General features: G+C 73.0%; 16 protein-coding genes. 5 read left to right on the top strand and 11 right to left on the bottom strand.

What is annotated here, in order from left to right; translation table 11 throughout:
* Nucleotides 1-10: 10 nt before the first annotated feature.
* The 3 genes from FJK98_RS15725 to FJK98_RS15715 all read left to right on the top strand — a co-directional run bounded on the left by FJK98_RS15725 (nt 11) and on the right by FJK98_RS15715 (nt 2559).
* Nucleotides 11-751: a zf-HC2 domain-containing protein gene (locus tag FJK98_RS15725; protein ID WP_145922787.1), complete on the top strand. Its 741-nt coding sequence runs from the start codon at nt 11-13 to the stop codon at nt 749-751.
* 91 nt (nt 752-842) lie between these two features.
* Nucleotides 843-1538: a response regulator transcription factor gene (locus FJK98_RS15720; RefSeq protein ID WP_145919690.1), complete on the top strand. Its 696-nt coding sequence runs from the start codon at nt 843-845 to the stop codon at nt 1536-1538.
* A complete protein-coding gene (locus FJK98_RS15715) occupies nt 1531-2559 on the top strand; it encodes a sensor histidine kinase KdpD (protein ID WP_145919689.1) in 1029 nt (342 codons plus the stop codon). The genes FJK98_RS15720 and FJK98_RS15715 overlap by 8 nt, the downstream gene beginning before the upstream one ends.
* Nucleotides 2560-2666: 107 nt before the next feature.
* Here the strand turns inward: FJK98_RS15715 and rfbA are convergent, their stop codons facing one another.
* Together rfbA and FJK98_RS15705 are read right to left on the bottom strand one after the other, a co-directional pair.
* A complete protein-coding gene (gene rfbA / locus FJK98_RS15710; RefSeq protein WP_145919688.1) occupies nt 2667-3542 on the bottom strand; it encodes a glucose-1-phosphate thymidylyltransferase RfbA in 876 nt (291 codons plus the stop codon).
* A 50-nt stretch (nt 3543-3592) separates the two neighbouring features.
* On the bottom strand, nt 3593-3775 hold the full coding sequence (locus FJK98_RS15705; protein WP_145919687.1) for a hypothetical protein: 183 nt from the start codon (nt 3773-3775) through the stop codon (nt 3593-3595).
* 530 nt (nt 3776-4305) lie between these two features.
* Between FJK98_RS15705 and FJK98_RS15700 the strand changes: the two genes are divergently transcribed.
* Nucleotides 4306-4980, top strand: a complete 675-nt coding sequence (locus FJK98_RS15700) for a helix-turn-helix transcriptional regulator (protein ID WP_240762884.1) — start codon at nt 4306-4308, stop codon at nt 4978-4980.
* A gap of 130 nt (nt 4981-5110) precedes the next feature.
* On the opposite strand, the gene FJK98_RS15695 is transcribed toward FJK98_RS15700, so the two are convergent.
* Together FJK98_RS15695 and FJK98_RS15690 are read right to left on the bottom strand one after the other, a co-directional pair.
* Entirely contained in the window at nt 5111-6148 is a 1038-nt protein-coding gene (locus FJK98_RS15695; RefSeq protein WP_145919685.1) for an enediyne biosynthesis protein, read from the bottom strand.
* On the bottom strand, nt 6145-8052 hold the full coding sequence (locus FJK98_RS15690) for a CRTAC1 family protein (RefSeq protein ID WP_145919684.1): 1908 nt from the start codon (nt 8050-8052) through the stop codon (nt 6145-6147). Before FJK98_RS15690 ends, FJK98_RS15695 begins: the two co-directional genes overlap by 4 nt.
* 839 nt (nt 8053-8891) lie before the next feature.
* Between FJK98_RS15690 and FJK98_RS15685 the strand changes: the two genes are divergently transcribed.
* On the top strand, nt 8892-9677 hold the full coding sequence (locus FJK98_RS15685) for a helix-turn-helix domain-containing protein (protein ID WP_145919683.1): 786 nt from the start codon (nt 8892-8894) through the stop codon (nt 9675-9677).
* Nucleotides 9678-9924: 247 nt separating this feature from the next.
* Here FJK98_RS15685 and FJK98_RS15680 read toward each other — a convergent pair whose 3' ends face one another.
* The 7 genes from FJK98_RS15680 to FJK98_RS15650 form a co-directional block, all read right to left on the bottom strand.
* Complete coding sequence (locus FJK98_RS15680; protein ID WP_145919682.1) at nt 9925-10515, bottom strand: copper resistance CopC family protein; 591 nt, start codon at nt 10513-10515, stop codon at nt 9925-9927.
* Entirely contained in the window at nt 10512-11093 is a 582-nt protein-coding gene (locus FJK98_RS15675; RefSeq protein ID WP_145919681.1) for a hypothetical protein, read from the bottom strand. Before FJK98_RS15675 ends, FJK98_RS15680 begins: the two co-directional genes overlap by 4 nt.
* Nucleotides 11094-11234: 141 nt before the next feature.
* Nucleotides 11235-11873 carry a MerR family transcriptional regulator gene (locus FJK98_RS15670; protein ID WP_168222484.1) on the bottom strand — a complete coding sequence of 213 codons (639 nt, stop codon included), beginning with the start codon at nt 11871-11873 and terminating at the stop codon, nt 11235-11237.
* Nucleotides 11874-12251: 378 nt separating this feature from the next.
* Nucleotides 12252-13610, bottom strand: coding sequence for a cytochrome P450 (locus FJK98_RS15665; protein ID WP_145919679.1), 1359 nt, complete (start codon nt 13608-13610; stop codon nt 12252-12254).
* Entirely contained in the window at nt 13607-14137 is a 531-nt protein-coding gene (locus FJK98_RS15660; protein WP_205789518.1) for a flavin reductase family protein, read from the bottom strand. Before FJK98_RS15660 ends, FJK98_RS15665 begins: the two co-directional genes overlap by 4 nt.
* Before the next feature lie 22 nt (nt 14138-14159).
* Entirely contained in the window at nt 14160-14603 is a 444-nt protein-coding gene (locus tag FJK98_RS15655; protein ID WP_091242950.1) for a thioesterase family protein, read from the bottom strand.
* Between the two features lie 2 nt (nt 14604-14605).
* Nucleotides 14606-20365, bottom strand: coding sequence for an SDR family NAD(P)-dependent oxidoreductase (locus FJK98_RS15650; protein WP_145919677.1), 5760 nt, complete (start codon nt 20363-20365; stop codon nt 14606-14608).
* Between the last annotated feature and the right edge of the window lie 62 nt (nt 20366-20427).

Here is a 20427-nt window from a genome sequence, read left to right as displayed (position 1 = left end):
CAATCGCCGGATGCGGTGCGCATCGTGGCGGGAGATCCTGTCGGCCCAGCTCGACGGGGAGGAGACCGGCGAGGAGCGGGTGGCGGTGCAGGCGCACCTCGACGGCTGCGCGGACTGCCGCGCCTGGCACGAGGTCGCCGCGATGGTGACCCGACGGGCCCGGACCCGGGTGGTGACGGCGGCGGCACCCGACCTGGCCGGGGCGATCCTCGCCGCCGTGCCGCCACCGGCCCCCCGGCGTGTCGTGCGGTGGCCCGGTGGGCTGGTCACCGGGTTGCGGGTGGCGCTGGGCCTGCTCGGCGCGGTCCAGCTCGCCCTCGGGTTGGCCCAGGTGGGTCAGGGTGTCAACGCCGAGCACCTGCACCCGGCGGGGCAGCACCTGTGGCACGAGTCGGCGGCGTGGAACGTGGCGGTGGGCGCCGGTTTCCTCTTCGTCGCGCTGCGGCGTACCCCGCCGGCCGGGTTGCTGCCGATGCTCAGCGCCTTCGTCGCCACCCTGGTCCTGCTGTCGGTCAACGACCTGGTCACCGCGCAGGTGGCGGTGCCCCGGCTGGTCAGTCACGGGTTCCTGGTCGGTGGCTACCTGATCACGGTGCTGTTGTACCGGCTCGGTCCGCGTCCGGCCGACCCGCCGCAGGGGCGGCGCACCGGCCGGTCCCGGTGGCGGTTGCGGCTCGACGACCTCGACGAGGCCCGCCCGGTGGCGGCGCAGCCGTACGGTGCGCAGGCCCGGGACCGCCGGGCGGCCTGAGCCGCGCCGGCCGTAAGCCTCTGGCAAGGTTTCCGGCGGGTCGCGGCGGGGTGCGCGGGGCTACGCTGACCGGCACGACAGGGAGGTGCCGGTGGCGCAGCGGGTGCTGGTGGTCGACGACGACCGGACGGTCAGCGACGTGGTGTGCCGCTATCTGGAGCACGCCGGCTACCAGGTGGACCACGTCGGGGACGGGGCCGCCGCGCTGGCCGCCGTGGCCGCCGCGCCGCCGCAGCTGGTGGTCCTGGACGTGATGCTGCCGGTGCTCGACGGGTTGGAGGTGTGCCGGCGGCTGCGGCAGCGGCCGGACGGCGTACCCATCGTGATGTTGACCGCCCGGGGTGACGAGGCGGACCGGATCCTCGGCCTGCAACTGGGCGCGGACGACTACCTGAGCAAGCCGTTCTCCCCCCGGGAGCTGGTGCTGCGGGTCCGTTCGGTGCTGCGCCGGGCCGGCGGTGAGCCGGTCACGGCGGCGGCGCGGGTGCTCGACGACGGCGGGTTGACCGTGTCGACCGGCCCCCGGGTGGCCCGGCTGCACGGGCGGGAGCTGGCCCTGACCCTGCGCGAGTTCGACCTGCTCGCCCACCTCATGCAGCATCCCACCCGGGCGCTGTCCCGGGCCGAGCTGCTGGAACGGGTCTGGGGTTGGCGGTTCGGCGACCAGTCCACGGTGACCGTGCACGTGCGCCGGCTGCGGGAGAAGATTGAGGACGACCCGGCCAACCCGCGCCGCATCGTCACGGTCTGGGGTGTCGGCTACCGGTACGAGCCGGTCGATGACTGACCTGGCGCTGATCTTCGGGGCGGCGTTGGCCGCGGCGGGCGGGGTGGGGCTGCTCGGTGCCGGGGTGCTGCGGCTGCTGCGCGGCCGGTCCATCACCGTGCACGTCACGGTGCTGCTGGCGATGACGGTGGGCGCGGTGGTGGCCGGGGTGGCGGTGATCGCCGAGGCGATGTTCCTCTCCCCGCACGACCTGGAGGTGGTGTTGATCACCGTCTCGGCGGCGGCCCTGGTCAGCCTCGCGGTCGGCTGGCTGTTCGCCCGGCGGCTCGCCTCGGCGGCGGTCTGGGCCGACCAGGCGCGGGCCCGGGAACGGCGGATCGAGAAGGGGCGGCGGGACCTGGTCGCCTGGGTCTCGCACGACCTGCGGACCCCGCTGGCCGGGCTGCGGGCGATGGCGGAGGCGCTGGAGGACCGGGTGGTCGCCGACCCGGACACGGTCGACGAGTACCACCGCCGCATCCGGGTGGAGACCGACCGGATGACCCGGCTGGTCGACGACCTGTTCGAACTGTCCCGGATCAACGCCGGGGCGCTGCGGCTGTCGCTGTCGGCGGTGCCGCTGGGTGACGTGGTCTCCGACGCGCTGGCCGGCACCGCGCCGCTGGCCGCCGCCCGCCGCATCCGGCTGGTCTCCGCCGCCTCGGGCTGGCCGACGGTGGCCGCCAGCGAGCGCGAGTTGAGCCGGGTGGTGGGCAACCTGCTGCTCAACGCGGTGCGGTACACGCCGGCCGACGGCACGGTACGGGTCAACGCCGGGCGGGACGGCGACGTCGCCTGGCTGGCCGTCGCCGACACCTGCGGCGGCATCCCGGAGGCCGACCTGCCCCGGCTGTTCGACGTGGCGTTCCGGGGCGAGCCGGCGCGCACCCCGCACGCGGGCAACGGGGCGCTGGCCGGGTCCGGCGGGTTGGGGCTGGCCATCGTGCGCGGGCTGGTCGAGGCGCACGGCGGCCGGGTGGACGTGCACAACGTCGCCGAGGGCTGCCGGTTCGTCGTCCGGCTGCCGATGGCTACCGGCTGACGGCGTCTCGCGGCGGACCTGCGGCGGAGCGGTCGGGCCGCGCGGGCCGGCACGTCGCGGGCCGGCACCGCGCGGGTCAGGCGGCTGGTGGGCCGGCGGCTGGCGGGTCAGGCGCCGAACTCCTCGGCGATGTCCATCACGTAGCGGCCGTAGTCGGAGCCGGCCATCGCGGCGCCGAGCCGGTGGCAGGCCGCCGCGTCGATGTAGCCCATCCGCAGCGCCGTCTCCTCCAGGCAGGCGATCCGGACGCCCTGCCGCTCCTGCATGGTCTGCACGTAGACGCTGGCCTGGAGCAGCGACTCCGGGGTGCCGGCGTCCAGCCAGGCGAACCCGCGCCCGAGGTCGACCAGGCGGGCCCGGCCCCGGTCGACGTACACCCGGTTGACGTCGGTGATCTCCAGTTCGCCCCGGCGGGACGGCCGGATGTTCTTGACGATGTCGACGACCTCGTGGTCGTAGAGGTAGAGGCCGGTGATGGCGCGGTTGGAGTGCGGCTGGGACGGCTTCTCCTGGATGTCGAGCAGGGTGCCGTCGGGGCCGGTGACGCCGACGCCGTAGCGCTGCGGGTCGTGGACCGGGTAGCCGAACAGGGTGCAGCCGCTGACCGCGGCGGTTTCCTCGCGCAGCAGCCGGGAGAACGCGGTGCCGTGGAAGATGTTGTCGCCCAGGATCAGCGCGCTGGGATGGCCGCCGACGTGGTCCGCGCCGATCAGGAACGCCTCGGCGATGCCGCGCGGCTCGGGTTGCGCGGCGTAGGAGACGGCCAGGCCGAGCCGGGAGCCGTCGCCGAGCAGCAGCCGGAACTGCGGCAGGTCGGCCGGCTTGGCGATGACCAGGATGTCACGGATGCCGGCCAGCATGAGCACCGACAACGGGTAGTAGATCATGGGTTTGTCGCCGACGGGCAGGAGCTGCTTGGACACCGGCACGGTCATCGGGTACAGCCGGGTGCCCGACCCTCCCGCCAGGACGATTCCCTTCACGGGTCCTTCCCTCCTCCGGCCGTCGACGCCGCCGCGCCGGTCGGGCCGGTTCAGTCGAGGCCGCGGATGAGGTGCGGCTCGGTGTCCGGCTCGGACCAGTCGCACTGCCCGCGCCGGTTCGCCCGCCCCCAGGCGTCCAGGGCGGAGGGCGGCCGGTCAGCGCCGGCCGGCCGGGTGGTACAGGGGCGACCGGGCCCGGGGCGGGCCTCGTCGTCGTCGGCGTCGTCGGTCATCGTGTTCCCCATTCCGGGACGTCTCCCATCGTGACCCCGGCGGCGGGCCGGGCGCACCTTCCTCGTTGCCCAGGTCAACGGTCGAATCGACGTCCGGCGACGGGTGAACCGCCGGGCATCGCTTTTCCGACATCAATCCCCGACCCGGGCGCATCGGGCCATGGCCGCAATCATCACCGGTTAGACGAGGGGTACGCATCCGGAAAAGGCATCTGTTAGCGCCATTCGGAATGCGCGCCGTTGACCATGCATTGAGGGTGCCCTAGCATTGAGGTCAGCTGATTCGACAAAACCGACAAAGACCTTTTCCTGCCATCAAACCACCAGTTGCCGGTGCCGCCCCGGGGGACGTCGCGGAGCCGGAACGACGCTGCATCGTCGCAGCTCAGACAGGCGATTCACGTCGTAGGAGACCAGCACCCACCATTACGCTCGCCGGGGGCACGATGGAAGACCACAGCAGCAGGGCGGTCCGGCGGGTCATCGCCGAAATGCACCAGAATCTGGGGAAGCAATTCAGCGTGGACGAAATGGCGCGAACCGCCCTGCTGAGCAAGTACCACTTCTGCCGGGTGTTCCACAGGGTGACCGGAGTGTCACCGGGACGCTTTCTCTCGGCCATCCGATTCCAACGCGCCAAGCACCTGTTGCTGGCCACCTCGTGGAGCGTCACCGACATCAGTCACCACGTCGGCTATACCAGTGTCGGCACGTTCAGCGCCCGGTTCAGCAGTAGCGTCGGCCTCTCCCCCTCCACCTTCCGCCGGCTCGGCCGCAGCCCCGGGCGGGAGGACCCGCACCGGCCGCCCTGCCCGATCAGGCCCGACCCGGCCGACACCACCGGGCCGACGGTGCGCGGGCAGATCCGGGCGCTTCCCGGCGAGACGCCCGACTGGATCTTCGTGGGGCTGTTCCCGGAACGCATCCAGCAGGGCAGACCGGTCAGCTCCACGGTGCTGCCCGGCCCCGGGCCGTACCTGCTGGGGCCGGTGCCGCCGGGCACCTGGTTCGTCCTGGCCCACGCGGTGCACCGCCGCCGGTCGGCCACCGGCACCCGCCCGCTGCTGGTCGGGCACCACGGCCCGGTGACGGTCGGTGTCCCCTCCCGGTCGGTCCGGGCCGACCTCACCCTGCGCCCCATGCGCACCTTCGATCCGCCCGTGGTGCACGCCGCCGGCCTGCCGTCGCTGCTGCGCACCGGCTGACCGGCGACGACGCCGGGCCCGGTGCCGGCGCGCCGGAGGCCGGCCGGGGCCGGGGCGGTCCACGACACCCCGTCGGACACGGACGTGGGGCCGCCCCCGACGGGACGGCCCCACGTGGTCGCGGACCGGATCAGCGAGCCATTGCCGGTGCCGCCGGACTGACCGGCACCGACCCCCGACGACGCTCACGGCTGCGGTCGCGCCACCAGATGCCCCACCACATCAGGCCGCGGACGGCACAGACGATGGTGACCGCGAAGAACAGGGTGTAGACCACGTTGAACGCGACCAGCACCCCGTAGACGGCGGCCACGGCGGAGCCGAACATGAACTGGTTGCGGCCCCGGGACGGCGTCGTGCCCGGGTCGGTGATCATGTAGTTGGTGAACAGGACGAACGCCACCCCGGTCATCGGCACCAACGCCGCCCAGATCGCCACGTCCAGCACCAACGCCCGGACCACCGCCTGGATGACGAACCCGCCGAGCCAGCCGACGATCAGCAGCACCTTGCGGGTGAGCATGGCGTTGAGCACCGTGCCGGCGGTGATGATGACCAGCGGCACCATGATGCTGATCGCGTCCGGCACGTTCTCGGTGAACTGGTAGGGCGGCGCGATGTTGACCCAGGAGAAGGCCAACAGCGTCACCGTGATCCCGAAGTTCGAGGGGTTCATGAAGTGCCGCATCCGGCCGTTGACCGGCGCCCGCAGGGCGGTCTTGGCCCCGATCGCGACGACCACGGCGAACGCCACCGGCCAGAACCGGTCGTTGGCGTAGAGGAGCATGTTCGCCGCCAGCGCGGTGATGTGGGTGGGCAGCAGGAAGGTGTACATCCCCCAGACCCCGTTGCCGGCGAACGCGGGTCGCCGCTTGCCGGCCCACGCCGACACCATCTCGATGCCGATCTCGGCGGTGTAGCCCACCAGCAGGGCGAAGAACGGCCAGGTCCACGGCTGCTCGAACCCGAGCAGCGTGTAACCGATGATGTTGAAGATCGACATCGACATCGCGAAGTTGCGCAGCGCCAGGTAGCGCGGGTCCTTCGCGTCCACCCGGGGCACCGCCGGTCGGGCCGTGGGCGGGGCCGCCGGGTCGACGGGCCGGACCCCGCCCGGGACCGTACGCACCGCGGCGTCGGTCGCGTCTTCCTGTCTGACGTCGGTCATCGGGTGATCTCCTGGGCGTCGGTGGTCAGCATCAGGTCGTGCCAACCGGAGGTGAGCGAGAGGGTCTGTTTGTGGGTCGCGCCGGTCAGGTCACGCCAGCACACCTCGGCCGAGACCGGGCGGTCCCCGGCGGAGCCCAGCCCGAAGAAGACGTCGAAGCTGCGCTTGCCGGAGTGGCCGCCGCCGCCGTCGAGCTGGGCGACCTGGGTGAGCCCGTCGGCGGTACGGATCTTGACCTGGGCGCCGTAGGCCGGCGTCCGGGCGTCCGCCGCGCCGCCCACCGTCGGCCGGTGCAGGCGCAGCCCGAGGAAGCCGCCGGGGGACGAGGCGGTGTTGCGGTAGAAGGCCGGCGGTCCCCACTGCCGGGCGACGGCGAAGTCCTGCATGCCGTCGGCGTTGGTGTCGGCCACCGCGACACCCCGGGTCGGGATGGGCACGTCGAGGCCGAGTTCGGTGTTGAGGTTGACGAACGTCTTGCCCTGCCGCACCCAGAACGCCAGTTTGTCGTTACCGGCGATGTCGTCGCCCGGCTCCGCCTTCGGCCACATCGCCGGGTTGCGCAGCATCAGGTCGTTGGACATCGCCAGCTCCTGGAGCCAGGCCCACCGGCTGGTGGTGCCCTTGATGAACCCGTCGGCCTGCACGACCTCCAACGAGCCGTTGTTGTCGAAGTCGGCCATCTTGGCGTCCCAGCCCCAGCCGGTCCAGGCCATGTTCAACGACGACGCCTTGTTGTCGTACGGGGCCACGCCACGGGTCAGCTTGGCGCGCGCCTCCTGCGGGGTGCCGGTGTTGTTCATCCAGACGAAGTTGCTCTCCTCCAGGCCCCAGGAGCTGGTGATGTTGCTGACGAACATGTCGAACACGCCCCGGTTGTCGAGGTCACCGAAGTCGATCGACATGCCCTTGAACGAGTCGTTGCCGAGCACCATCGACTTCGGGGTGAACGCGCCCCGGCGGCCCTGCGCCTCGGCGAACCTGATCCGGCCCGGGGTCGAGACGTTGTGCAGCAGGTGGTCGTGGCCGAAGTCGTTGGCCAGGTACAGCTCGGGCAGCAGGTCGCCGTCGATGTCGGCGGAGGCCGCACCGAGGGTCCAGCCGGTGGAGACCCGACCCGGGACCGCCTTCTGCTCGACGTACCGGATCGAGGGCTGGTCACCGCCGGTGGCCGCGTCCCACCGCAGCACGTGCGCCCCACCGGAGTTGCGCGCGTGCGACATGGACGCGTTCATCTGGACGTTCGGCTGCCCGTCCGGGTCGAGCACCTGGGTGTCGGGGAAGTAGTTGAACACGCCGATGTCCGGGCGGCCGTCGCCGTCGAAGTCGGCGACCGCCACCGCGTTGGTGTTCCACAGCGCGCCCTGGTAGCGGTTGCCCGGACCGGGTTGGGTGGGAATCAGCTCGGTCGGCGCGTAGCTGCCCAGCCGCAGGTCGGTGGCGCTGGCCCGGTGCAGGAACAGCACCGGGGTCCGGCCCCAGTAGTAGACCAGCAGGTCGGTGCGGCCGTCGAGGTTGTAGTCGCCGGGGACGCAGCCCATCGGCGCCATGGTGGTGTCGGTGGGCAGCGGCCGGGGATCGAGGACGAACGGCTGGTAGCGGGCACCGCTGTCGGGCGCCGGGGTCACCACGGCGGTGTCGCTGCGGGTGTCGACGAGGCACAGGTCGTCGGCCACGCCGTTGCCGTCCAGGTCGTTGAGGGCGATCGCCGCGCCGACGGAGGAGACCCAGGACTTGATGTGCTCGTACTCCGGGTTGACCTCGCGGACCTCACGGGCGACGGGGGCGGGTGGCAGCGCGATGGGCCGTTCGGCGAACTGGAACCGTGCGGCCAGCTCCGACCGCTCGGCCGCGGACGCCTCCGGGCGCTGTGCCACGACGAAGAGAATGCTCAGCAGAACGAGCACAAAGGCTGCGGGAGTTGCGCGGCGAAGGAAGCCGGCAGATTGAGACGGCAACAGTCCCCCTACGTTTTCGTGGGCGCGTCGTTGGCCCGTTGACTGGTCACTCGGAAGTGCCACCGAACGGGGCGGAGATACTGATGATTACCACCCTCCGCGGCGGGGCGAATAACCAACTGATAAGCCACCGATCAGATGACTGCAGCCCTTTCAGGGGCCACGAACATCGTCAGCCAGAAGCCGAATGGAGTCTTCTCATAGCTTGCTCTCCCCCCACCTCGGGGCGGCCGCCGACACATTGATCACACCGTCACAGCGCGTCCGGCAGCGGTCGCGATGCGTCAAAGTTCTCTGACTTTGCTCTCCTGAACCCTCACTCATCCGGGCAGGGACCGTGGTGATAGCTACCGCTTAATAACCTTTGCCGGCTTTCTTCCCCGCAGAGTCGGGCACGCCCGGCCCACCCACCAGATCGGACGAATCCCCGCGCACCACCCCGGTCACTAACCGTCACCTGGCCCGAAAAATGGCCGCACGCTGCACCGATGAGGCCGAGGGCCACCCGACGGATAGCGAGGATCTCCGCTGGCAAATACAGGCGGGATCGATAGCACGACTATCCATGTCGCCGGCCCCACGGCTCATTGCCGCCTATCTTTGGTCGCGCTAGCATCGACTCGGCCACAACGGCCAGAGGCAATTTCGACGGCCGCATCCGCGTTTATGCATTGATCGAGACTAAAGGCTCCATCAATCAGCCGGCATAGACACCGTACGCACGCAGTCGCCACAGCCGTGCCCGGGGGATGCCAACGGCCGACGAATCGAGCACCCTGGGGGAGACCGTGGAAGACGTCATTGAACGGGCGGTGGAGCGAGCCATCGTCACGATGCGGGACAACATCGCCGAGCCGATCACCATCGACGACATGGCCCGCGCCGCGATGTTCAGCAAGTTCCACTTCTCAAGGATCTTCCGCCGGGTCACCGGCGTCTCGCCCGGTCGCTTCCTGTCCGCCATCCGCCTCCAGGAGGCCAAGCACCTGCTCGTCTCCACCACCCTGAACGTCGCCGACATCAGCCTCCGCGTCGGCTACAACAGCGTCGGCACGTTCAGCTCACGGTTCACCCGCAGCGTCGGCATGTCCCCCACCGCCTACCGGCGCTACCGGGGGTTCAGCACGCGCATTCCGCAGGACGAGACCCGGGGTGCCTCGGGGGGGCGCACCTCGACCATCCAGGGCACCGTGGCCGGCCCCGACCAGGAGGATCTCGGTTTCGTCTTCGTCGGGCTCTTCCCCGACCCGCTGCCGGAGGGGCGTCCCGTCCGGTGCGCGGTGCTCAACGGCGCCGGCGCGTTCGAGCTGGAGACGGTGCCGGAGGGCCACTGGTACCTGCTCGTTCAGTCGGTACGCCCCGACGGTTCACCGACCGACGCCCACGACCTGGACCCCGACCACATCTTCGTCGGCTCGCACGGGCCGATCATCGTCCGCCGCGACCAGGCGGTCCCCCCGATCGAGATGCACCTCAAGCCGGCCCGCTCCATCGACCCGCCGGTGCTGCTCGCGCTGCTCGACATCCGCCGGATGGCGCTCGACCAGGTCGGCTACCGGGTCGAGGCGGCCTGACCCCGGCCCACACCAGACGGCGGACGGCGGCGTATCCCACCAGCGGGTGGGATACGCCGCCGTCCGCCGTGCCCGCCGCCCGACCGGGTCGGTCGGGCGGCCCGCAGGACCACCGGGCGGTGCCGGCCCGGGCGACGGGCGACGGAAAGGATGACCCACCGGACGGAGCCGGCCGGCCCCGCCCCGGGAGATCGGGACGGAACCGGCCGGCGGGACGGGCCGGTGCTGCCGGACGCGTCCGGACGGGTCAGTGTTCCGGCGGCTCCTCCGGGTCGGAGGCGACCCGGGGCCGGCGCAGCAGGATCACCGACAGCGCGATCAGCAGCCCCAGGTCCAGCACCAGCAGCAGACCGTCCAGGGGGTCGGTGCCGACGTGCTGGTGCCCGGTGTCGGGCGCGACATCCGCCGGCGGCAGCAGCGGCGCGGCGCCGACGGCGAAGACGCTGCGCCCGGTGCTCTGCCGCCCGTCGGTGAGCCACACGTGGTAGGCGACCGTGTAGCTGCCCTGCGGCAGGGCGGGCACGGACACCACCAGCTCGGTGCCGTCGCGCCGGGAGGCGCCGGTGGCCACCTGCGGGCCCTGCGCCGGGGTCAACGACACGTGCGCCTCGTTCGGGTCCGGCGTCCCCGGCAGCCGCAGCCGCACCTCGGTCGGCCCGGTGGCCAGTCGGCTGCCGTCCGCGGGCACCACCACGGCGTCGACCGTCTCGGCCGGCCCGGGCGTGCCCGGCGAACGCAGCCACAGCGCGGTCGCCACGGTCACCAGCACCACGGCGACGGCCGCCGTACGTGGCCCGAAGAAGCCACGACGGCGGCCGTCCTGTCCGGCGGTGGTCATGCCGGCGTGAGCGCCCTGACCGGCCGGGGAGCGCAGGTGCAGGCCATCGTGGCCCGCTCGGCGGCGTTCGGTCTCAGGTGCAGGTACATCGCGACCACCATCGGCAGGAAGACGATCGTGTTGTAGAACAGGTGCAGCTCCACCCGGGGCACGAGCAGCTGGAGAATGCTGGTCGGCGCCGGACGGTCGAACAGGAAGTTCCCGGTCTGCGCCTGGAGCAGCAGCAGCAGGTGCTCGATGTGGTGCCAGAACTGGATCACCAGGGCCACCGTCCACCAGGTGCGGGCCCGGCCGACGAAGCCGGGACGCAGCAGCGCCAGCCCGATGAGCATCACGATGGCGTACCCGTAGTGCAGCCACTCGGAGGTGACCAGCCACGGCACGGCCATCCCCAGCACCCCGCGCGACTGCGGGACCGGCCAGCCCAGCACCCAGATCTGGAACGCCTGGGCGAGGTGCTCGGCCCAGTGTGCCAGCACCACGAGCATGTACAGGTTCAGCGCCATCCGGTGGTAGGGACCGTTGAGCAGGCCGAGCGGGCCCGATCGGGACTGGCGGGGTGTGGCTTGGTTCGACATGTCGGGTGGTCTCCCCCATCGGTCGACGGACACCGGCACCGCAGCGGGCCGGGGGACGGCAGCACGCCGTCCCTCCAGGCTGGAACCCGTCGTGGCGGTTGTCGTCTTCGAGCGTGCCGAATATCTACTGTGGTGGGACGCTCAGGCCCCGGCCGGACGCTCGGCGGGAGTGGCGCAGCAACGCGCCAGGTGGCTCTCCTGGGCCATCCGGCGCATCGCCTCGAAGGCCACTTCGGACAGCACGTTCCAGACCGCCATGGCGGTGGCGGAGTGCGCCGACTCGTGCTGGAACTCGTGCGTCACGATCCGCTCCGCGCTCTCGGCGTGCTCGCTGAACACGTCGATGTCGCAGTCGGCGTCCAACCGCTGCAACGCGGTCAGCACGTGGGCGAGGGTGTCGCGGCCCGGCGAGGCGACGTCGACCTCCCAGCCGAGCCGGTCGATGAACGCGTCGACCTGGACCCGGGCCGGCCCGACGTCCGGCGCGTCGTCGTCCTCGGGCTGGTCGGGGAAGAGCGCCCAGATGGTGGCCCGGCACTGCGCGCCCAGGGCCAGCCCCTTGTCGTCGAGGGCGGCCAGCACCCGGCGCACCGAGGACAGGCTCAGTCGCCCGATGCCGGCCAGCACCCGGATCAGTTGGAGCCGGGCGAGGTGCTCCTCGCCGTACTCCGCCTGGTTACGTGCGGTGGGACGGCCCGGCGGCAGCAGTCGCTCCCGGATGTAGAACTTGATCGTCGGAAGTGGAACACCACTGATCCTGGCCAGATCTGAGATGCGCATCCGTCCCCCCAGGGTCCCGGTGGCCACCGCCGGACGCCGTGCGCGGCGGGGCTCCGCCGCCCGGCAGCGGCCGGCCCGAACGTAACGGCGGTGGCACCGCCGTGGACAGCGGACGCCGGGCAGCACGGCGGGTGAAGGCCGTCGGCGCATCCGCGATGACGGCGGCGGAACCGCCCGTCGGCACGACGGCGGCTCCATGGGCAGGGCGGGCACCTCGGGCCGTACCGGCCGGGGTGGTCGCCGCGCATCCGGGACTCATCGCACCTCCCCCAGCACGATGAGCAACCTGAGAGTTGCTCAGCGCAATAGTAACCAGTGCGGCCTGCGCGCAGGTTATTCGATGTTGCTGAACCGCGCTTCGTGCCCGGGGTCCAGGGGTCACGTCAGGGCCCGAACCGTCATCGGCAGGCCGCCCCGGATGCGCAGCGACAGCATGGGTTCGGGCACCACCCGCTGCCCGGCCGGGGTGTGCAGCCGCAGCCGGCGGCTCACCATGGCCACCACGAAGACCGCCTCCATCAGCCCGAGGTGGTTGCCGACGCAGAACCGCGGCCCGGCGCCGAACGGCACGTACGCGTAGCGCGGCCGGTCGGCCGACGCCGACGGCGAGAACCGCTCCGGGTCGAACCGGTCCGGGTCCGGCCAGTACGCCCGGTGCCGGTGCAGGGTGTACGGGCAGATCAGCACATCGGTGCCGGCCGGCACGGCGTAGCCGCCGACCTCGTCGGCCTCCTGCGCCCGCCGGGACAGCATCCACACCGGAGGGTAGAGGCGCATCGCCTCGCTGAGCACCATCGAGGTGTACGTCAACCGGGGCAGGTCCTCGTAGGTCGGTGACCGGTCGCCGAGCACCTCCACCGCCTCGGCCCGCACCCGGTCCCAGACCTCCGGGTGCCGGTCGAGCAGGTGGAAGGTCCAGCCGAGGGTGCTGGCGGTGGTCTCGTGCCCGGCCAGCAGCAGGGTGGTCAGCTCGTCGCGCAGCCGCCGCCGGCCCACCGCGGGGTCGGTCTCCCGGCGGGTCGACTCCAGCAACCGCGACAGCGCGTCGTCGTGGTCCTCGTGGCCGGGCCGGGACCGCCGTCGCGCGGCCAGCTCGTCGACGATCCCCTCCAGCTCCCGGCGGGCCCGCCGGAACCGCATCTGCTGCGGCAGCGGCACCCACATCGGCACCAGGTTCATCGACGCCATCTCGAACATCGCCTGGTCCTGCATGGACTCGAAGGCCACCCCGAGGGACCGGAAGCCGCTCAGGTCGGCGTCGAGCAGGGTCCGCCCGAGCACCCCCAGGGTGAGCCCGGTCATCTCCCGCAGGATGTCGACCGGCTCGCCTCCGGCGTACGTCTCCAGCCGGTCGACCAGCCGGCCGGCCTCCTCGGCGACGATCCCGGCCTGCTGGGCGATGCGGCGGGCCTGGAACACCGGCTGGATCACCCGGCGCTGCTCCCGCCACAGCTCGCCCTCGCTGGTCAGCAGCCCGTCGCCGAGGGCCCGCCGGGCGTGCATCAGCCCGATGCCCTTGTGGTAGTTCTGACTGTTGTCGGCCAGCACGTGCTTGGCGTGGTCCGGGTGGTTGAAGAAGTGCAGCCCCCGCCCCGGGCCGAGGCGCACCGCGTCGCCGTACGTGTCGGCGGCGGAACGCATCAGCCCGAGCCGGTCCCGGCCGAGCTTCCACAGGGTGCCGAGCATCGCCACCCCGGTCGGCCCCCGGGGGACGACCCGGGGCGCGACGGTGGTCATCGGACCACTCCGCTCGGCATCGGGGTGATCTGCCGGAACCGCCCGTGCAGGAACAGCACCGCGTCCTCCTCGTGACGTTTCTCGGCCGACAGCAGCCGGCCGACGAAGATGGTGTGGTCGCCGCCCTCGTAGTCGCGCCACAGGGCGCACTCGAAGGAGGCCAGCGCCCCGGTGATCAGCGGCGCTCCGGTCAACCGGCCGGGCCGCCAGTCGACGACGTCGAACTGGGCGGCGCCGAGCGGCCGGCGGCGGTCGGCGAAGTGCCGCGCCACGTGCTCCTGGTCGGCGGCGAGCACCGACACCGCGAAGCTGCCGGCGGCCACCAGGTGCCGGTGCATGACCGCCTCCCGGTCCACGCAGACCAGCAGCAGCGGCGGGTCCAGCGACACCGAGGTGAAGGCGTTCGCGGTCATCCCGTGCGGGGAGCGACCCCCGACGGTGACCACGGTGACGCCGGTGGCGAAGGCGGCGAAGGCCCGCCGCAGCGCCGCCGGGTCGACCGCCGGGTCGTCGTCGCCAAGGGGCATGTCCATGGTGGTCTCCTCGCCGTCACTGGGCCCGGACGGTGGCCGTGTAGGGCGCCAGCGCCCGGGTCAGCGCCTCCGGCACCCGGGTCGGCGCGGTCCGGTTGTTCGGCCCGCGCATGCAGGCCACCCGCTGCCGCCCCCGGGCGACCAACGTCTCGCCGCCGCCCGGGTCGAGGCGTACGTAGTCGAAGCTGAACTCCAGCTGGGTCTGCACCAGGTCGACCAGGCGCATCCGGATCGACAACTCGTCGAACGCGGTGATCTCGGCGAAGAACTCGCAGTCGACCTTCAGGGTGAACAGCTTCAGGTCGTCCTGGAGGTCGGCCAGCACGTCCGGGGCGTGCTGCTTGAGGAACATCTCCCGGCACCGTCCCTGCCAGCGCAGGTAGTTGACGTAGTAGACGTTGCCGACGATGTTGGTCTCCTCGAAACCGACCGTGTGCGGGTACTCGAAGTACTTGTCCATGCTCAACTCCACCCGTCGGTGAGCACGGTGAACACCACCGGTTGCGGGATGTCCACCAGGCTCGTGGCGAACGTGGCGACGCGCAGCGGACCCGAGGCCAGGACCACCCAGCCGTCGGGGCCGCCGGGCGTCAGGGTCAGCGGCGAGTCCGCCGGCAGGCCGACCTTGCGCAGGCACTCCACCGCGCCCCACACCCGGGTCGACGCGGTGTGCGCGCTCTCGTCGCGGTCTGCGGCGATCAGCGCGGCCAGCCCGGCGTGGACGCCCAGCAGGCCCGCCCAGTCCGCCGGGGAACGCTCGGCCACCGGCTCGACGTCGCAGCCGACCGTCCCGGTGGCCGCGACGGCCAGGGTCACCCCCGCGCCGTGCGCCGCCGAGACGGCCCGGTCGCCGTCGACCTCCGGCCGGCCGTCCGGGCGGTAACGCACCTCGTGCCGGGCCCCGAGGGCGCGGCCGACGGCGACGGCGGTCCGCTCCCGGCGGGGCACGTCCGGCCCGGCGTCGGGTTCCACGGCGACCGCGACCCGCGCGCCGAGCACGTCGCCGAGCCCCCGCTCCAGGTGCGAGCCGAGCAGCACCGGCAGCCACGGGCCGCGCCCGCCCCGGTGCCGGACCGCCTGCAACCGCAGGCCCTCCCAGCGTTCGACGACCGCACCGGACTCATCGCGGACCGCGATGTCGTAGACGTAGGTGTCGCCGTCGCGGCTGCGTTCGGTGGCGCAGCAGCGCACCGCGCCGGTGCCGGACATCCGCGCCCCGGCCGGCCAGATCCGCTCCACGCCCACCGGCAGCAGGGTGGCGTCCGGTACGCAGACCTGGTTGCCGTGCATGAACGCGTCCCGGGTGCCCGGGTCGCCGAGCAGCAGGTCGGCGGGGAGGAAGCCGGCGAACCAGGCGTCGCCGCCGCCGACGGCCACCTCGGCGTCGACGTCACGGGCGGCGGCCCGGTGGAACCGGCGCAGCCGCTGGAACCGGCCGCCCTGGAACAGCCACTCGCCGTACAGGTCCCGCTCGGGTGCCAGCGGCACCTGCGGCAGGCCCGGGTCGGTGCGTCCGGGCGGGCCGTCGGGGACGGCGGTGTCGGTGAACCGCAGCCGGGCCCGGAAGTGGTCGGTGGCGTACCCGGTCTCGGCGCTGCGGATCGCCACCTGGACGACGGCGTCGTCGGTGACGGTGGCCGCCACCCGGATGACGGTGCTGCCGTCGGGCGGCACCACGATCGGCCGGGGGAACTCCACCTGCTCGACCACCGGCACCGTGGAGCGGCCGGTGACCGCGACCGCGACCTGCGTCATCGCCTCCATCCCGAACACCGCCGGGAAGAGCAGGTTGCCGTCGAGCAGATGGTCGGCGAGGTACCGGTCGGCGCCGGCGGTCAGCTCGACCTCGCAGACCAGCTCCACCCCCGGGTAGTACGCCAGCGGCTTGTCCACGAAGCGCAGCAGCGGCAGCGGCGGCCGGTCGTAGCGCAGGGTGTCCATCCCCTCGGCCCGGCCGCTGACCACCACCACCGGCGGCACGTCCGGGTCGTCGAGCAGCCGCAGCAGCACCTCGACGCCCTGGTCGGGGCTGATCGGGACGACCCCCTCCCGGCTCAGCGACTCCACCACCGACAGCCGTTCGCCCATCCCCACCCCGGACCAGACGGACCACTCCAGGCAGAGCGCCCGGCAGTTCGGGAACCGGCGGCCGGTCTCCTCGGTGAGCCCGGCCAGCCAGTCGTTGGCGGTGGCGTAGTGCGCCTCGCCGCGCAGGCCGGCCCGGCCGATGATGCTGCCGAAGGTGACCAGCAGACGCAGCTGCCCGGGGTCGACCGCGGCGAGCACCGCCCGCAGGCCGTCCAGCTTCGGGGCGAAGGTGCGGCGGACCGCCGCCGCGTCCAGGGCGGTCAGCGCGGCCGGCTCGTTGCGGCCCGCGCCGTGCAGCACCGCGGTCACCGGGCCCAGCGCCGCCCGGACCGCGGCGACCGCGTCGGCGACCTGAGCGGCGTCGGTGACGTCGGCGCGGGCGTAGTGCACGCGTACCCCGTGGGCGGTCATCCGGCGCAGGTTGTCCGCCAGTTCGGTGTCCTCGGCGGGGTCGGAACGCCCGAGCAGTCCCAGCGCGGCCCCGGTCCGCTGCGCCACGGCCAGGGCGCACTCGGCGGTGATGCCCTTGCCGCCCCCGGTGACCAGCAGCACGTCGGTGTCGTCCAGGGCCGGGCGGGTCTGCGCCGCGCGTACCGGCAGCGCCCGCAGCACCGGCAGCCGCCGGGCCCCGGCGTCGTCGTAGTGGCTCTCCTGGTATCCGGTGGTCGCGCCCACCTCGGCGACCACCCGGTCGACGGCCCCGGGCCCCGCCGGGGTGTCCACCACCGTCACCCGCAGCTGCGGGGCCTCCAGGCGCAGGGTCTTGGCCACCCCGGTCGCGCCCCGGCCCCGCTGGACCAGCACGAACCGGGTGCCTGCCGGCCCGGCGAGGGCCTCCTTCGCGCCGGCCAGGGCCAGTTCGAGGTGTTCCTCGGCGCACTCGGACGGCAGGCACACCAGCACGCCGGAGTCGACGGCGGCCCGGTCCAGGGCGTGCCGCAGCGGCGCGGCCAGCGGGTGCCCGTCGGGGGCGAAGACCTGCCACCGGCCGGGGACGCCACCGCCGGTCGGGACCGGCGGCCCGGCGGGCTCGCCGTCGACGGCGAAGGCACGGGTCCAGGCCGCCGCGCCCGTGACGGCGGGCGTCCGGTCGTGGTCGCCGGCCTGGCCGGTGGCGGAGAGCTCGTCGAGCGCCACGGCCAGTTCCGCGACGGTGGCGGTGGCGAAGTTCGTCGGGGCCTGCGCCGGTGGCACGTTCACCAGCCGGGACGCCTCGTTGATGATCTGCCCGACGGTGATCGAGCTGAGGTGCAGGTCGTCCAGGAGGCGGCTCTCGCCGTGCACCATGGTCAGCGGCAGTTCGGCCCGCTCGGCGGCCAGCCGGCGCAGCATCTCCACCGTGGACTCGCCGTCGACCGGGCCGTCGCCGTCGGTCGGGGCGGGCCGGTCGGCGCGGGCCGTCTCCGGCAGGTCCACCAGCGGGGCCTGCTCGCAGGGGCTGGCGAAGAAGTGCTGCTCGGCCCCGATGTGCAGCGGCCGGCGCAGCCGGTCGTCGAACAGCGCCGGGTAGTCGTGCGCGGCACCCACCACGAACGCGGCGGCGGCCACCCGCAACAGCCCGCGCAGCGACTCGTCGTCGGTGTCCAGGGCCACCGCCGGCACGTCGGTGATCGCCCCGGCCAGGCCGCTGAGGATGCGGCCCGGTCCGACCTCCACGAAGAGGTCGATGTCCTTGGCGGCCAACGCCACCGCCTGCGCGAACAGCACCGGGTCGGTGATCTGGCGGTGCAGCAGCGCCCGCAGGTCGGTCTCGGCGGGCAGGGTCTCGCCGGTCACGGTGGAGACCACCCGCCGTCGGACCGTGCCGAAGGACTCCCGGGTCAGGGTCCCGGCGAACGCGTCCGCCGCGGGCGCCACCAGCGGGGAGTGGAAGGCGTGCGAGACCCGCAGCAGGGACGCGCCGAGGCCCGCCCCGGCGGCCAGGTCGAGCGCGGCCCGGACCGCCTCCTCGGTGCCGGCCACCACCGTCTGTTCCGGCCCGTTGTAGCCGGCGATCACCACGGGTACGCCGGCCACCAGCGCGGAGACCCGCTCCGGTCCGGCGTTGACGCTCGCCATCACCCCGGAGGAGCTGTGTTCGGTCATCGTCCGGCCGCGCGCCCGGGTCACCCGCAGCAGCGTCTCGTCGTCCATCGCGCCGGCCCAGTGCAGGGCGGACAGCTCGCCGAGGCTGTGCCCGACCGCGACGGTCGCGTCCAGCCCCAGCAGGTCCAGGGCGGCCAGGCCGGCCCGGGAGCCGGTGACGATGCGCGGCTGGGCCAGCGCGGTGGCCACCATGTCGCCGGTGACGGGCAGGTCGGCCCGGCGGAACACCTGGTCGACCTCGGAGAGCCGGCGGCGCAGCGCCCCGCCGCTGGTGCCCCGGCCGGCGCCCTGGCCGGGGAAGAGGTAGCCGATCCGGCCGACGCCGCCGACGTGGCCGAGGAAGCTGCGGCCGTCGCCGTCGACCAGCCGGGTCTCACCGGCGTCGAGCAGCTCGCAGAGCCGCCGCAGCCGCTGCTGCGCGTCGGTCGGCGAGGACACCACCACCGCCGCCCGGTACGGCCGGTCGGCGAGCTGGTCGTGCAGGGTGGCCGCCACGTCGGCGAGCTGCCCCTGGGCCAGGGTCGGCACGTAGTCGAGCAGTTCCTGGAGCCGCTGGCGCACCTCGTCGCGGGACGCGCCGTCGACCAGGAACAGCTCCGCGTCCTGCACGGAGGTGGCGAGCCGGGCGGTCCGGGTGTCGAAGGCGACCCGGCGGGCGGTGCCGGCCCGGTCCAGCACCACGTGGGTGTTGATGCCGCCGAAGCCCATCGCGGTGATGCCGGCGCGTACCGGCTGGTCGTCCGGCCACGGTTCGGCCGTCCGCAGCACCCGCAGCGTCGCGTCGTCGCGGGTGAGCAGCTCGTGCGGGTCGACGCAGCCGAGCGCGGGCGGCAGCACCTGGTGGTGCACGGCCAGCGCCGCCTTGATCAGGCCGGCCACCCCGGCCGCCGCCTTGGTGTGCCCGATCATGCCCTTGATGGAGCTGATCACGGCGGGCGGGGCGGTCGGGTCGGCCTCCCGGCGGGCCTGCGACAGGGCGGTCAGCTCGGTCGCGTCCCCGACCGCGGTGCCGGTGCCGTGCCCCTCGAACAGCGGCACCGACTCGATGCCGAACCCGGCCCGCTCGTACGCCCGGCGCAGGGCGAGCTGGTAGCCGTTGACCTCGGGACGGGTGATGCCGCCCTTGCCGTCGGAGGAGATGCCCCAGCCGGCGATGGTGGCGTAGCTGCGGTGGCCGGCGGCGAGCGCGTCGGCCTCGCGCATCAGCACCACCATCCCGCACCCCTCCCCCGGCCAGAAGCCGTTGGAGTGCCGGTCGTAGACCCGCATCTCGTCGCGGGCCAGCGCGCCGGTCTTGGCGAAGCCGACGATCTCGAACGGGTCGATGGACAGGTCCACCCCGCCGGCCACCGCGACGTCGAGGTCGCCGTCGAGCAGGGCCCGGCAGGCGGTGGCGACCGACAGCAACGACGACGAGCAGGCGCCGTCGACGGTGTATCCGCCGCCGTTGAGGTCGAAGTAGTTGCAGATCCGGCCGGCGATGGTGTTGGACAGGCCCCCGGCGAGGGTGTCCTCGTCGATCTCCGGGAAGGGCGCCTTGTAGCGGTCCTCCAGCTCGTCGAGGAAGGTCGCCAGCCGGTCGTCCTCCCAGCCCTGCTGTTGCAGCGCGGTGGCGACCGTACGGCGGACGAACGGCCAGCGCAGCCGCAGCACGTTGGCGCGGGCGAACTCACCGGTGAGGGTGTTGCCCACGACCACACCGGTGCGGTCGCGCGGCAGCCCCTCCCCCGCCGGGAAGCCGGCGTCGCCCAACGCCTTGGCGGCCATGTCCAGGGCGAGCCAGTGGGTCAGGTCGGTGGAGCGGTACGTGCTGCCGGCGATCTTGTAGGCGAGCCGGTCGAACTCGTACCCCTCGATCACGGCGGCGGTGCGGGCGTAGAACCGGTCCGGGGCGCTCGGCTCCGCGTCCCAGTAGTCCGCCAACCGCATGCGGACGTCGGGCAGCGCGCGGAAGGCCCGGCGACCGGCGAGGGCGTTCTCCCACAGTTCTCGGGGCGAGGTGGCGTCCGGGTATCGGCACGCCATGCCAACGATGGCGATCCTGGTCATGCGGGCACGATCTCCTTACCGTTCGGGTCGCCACGGGCGTGGCGAGGCGCCTGCCGAGGCGT

The sequence above is a fragment of the Micromonospora sp. HM134 genome (assembly GCF_007833915.1).
Classification (GTDB): Bacteria; Actinomycetota; Actinomycetes; order Mycobacteriales; family Micromonosporaceae; genus Micromonospora; species Micromonospora wenchangensis.
Note: the sequence above shows the minus strand (reverse complement) of the source record. Positions and strands in the feature narration are given on the sequence as shown.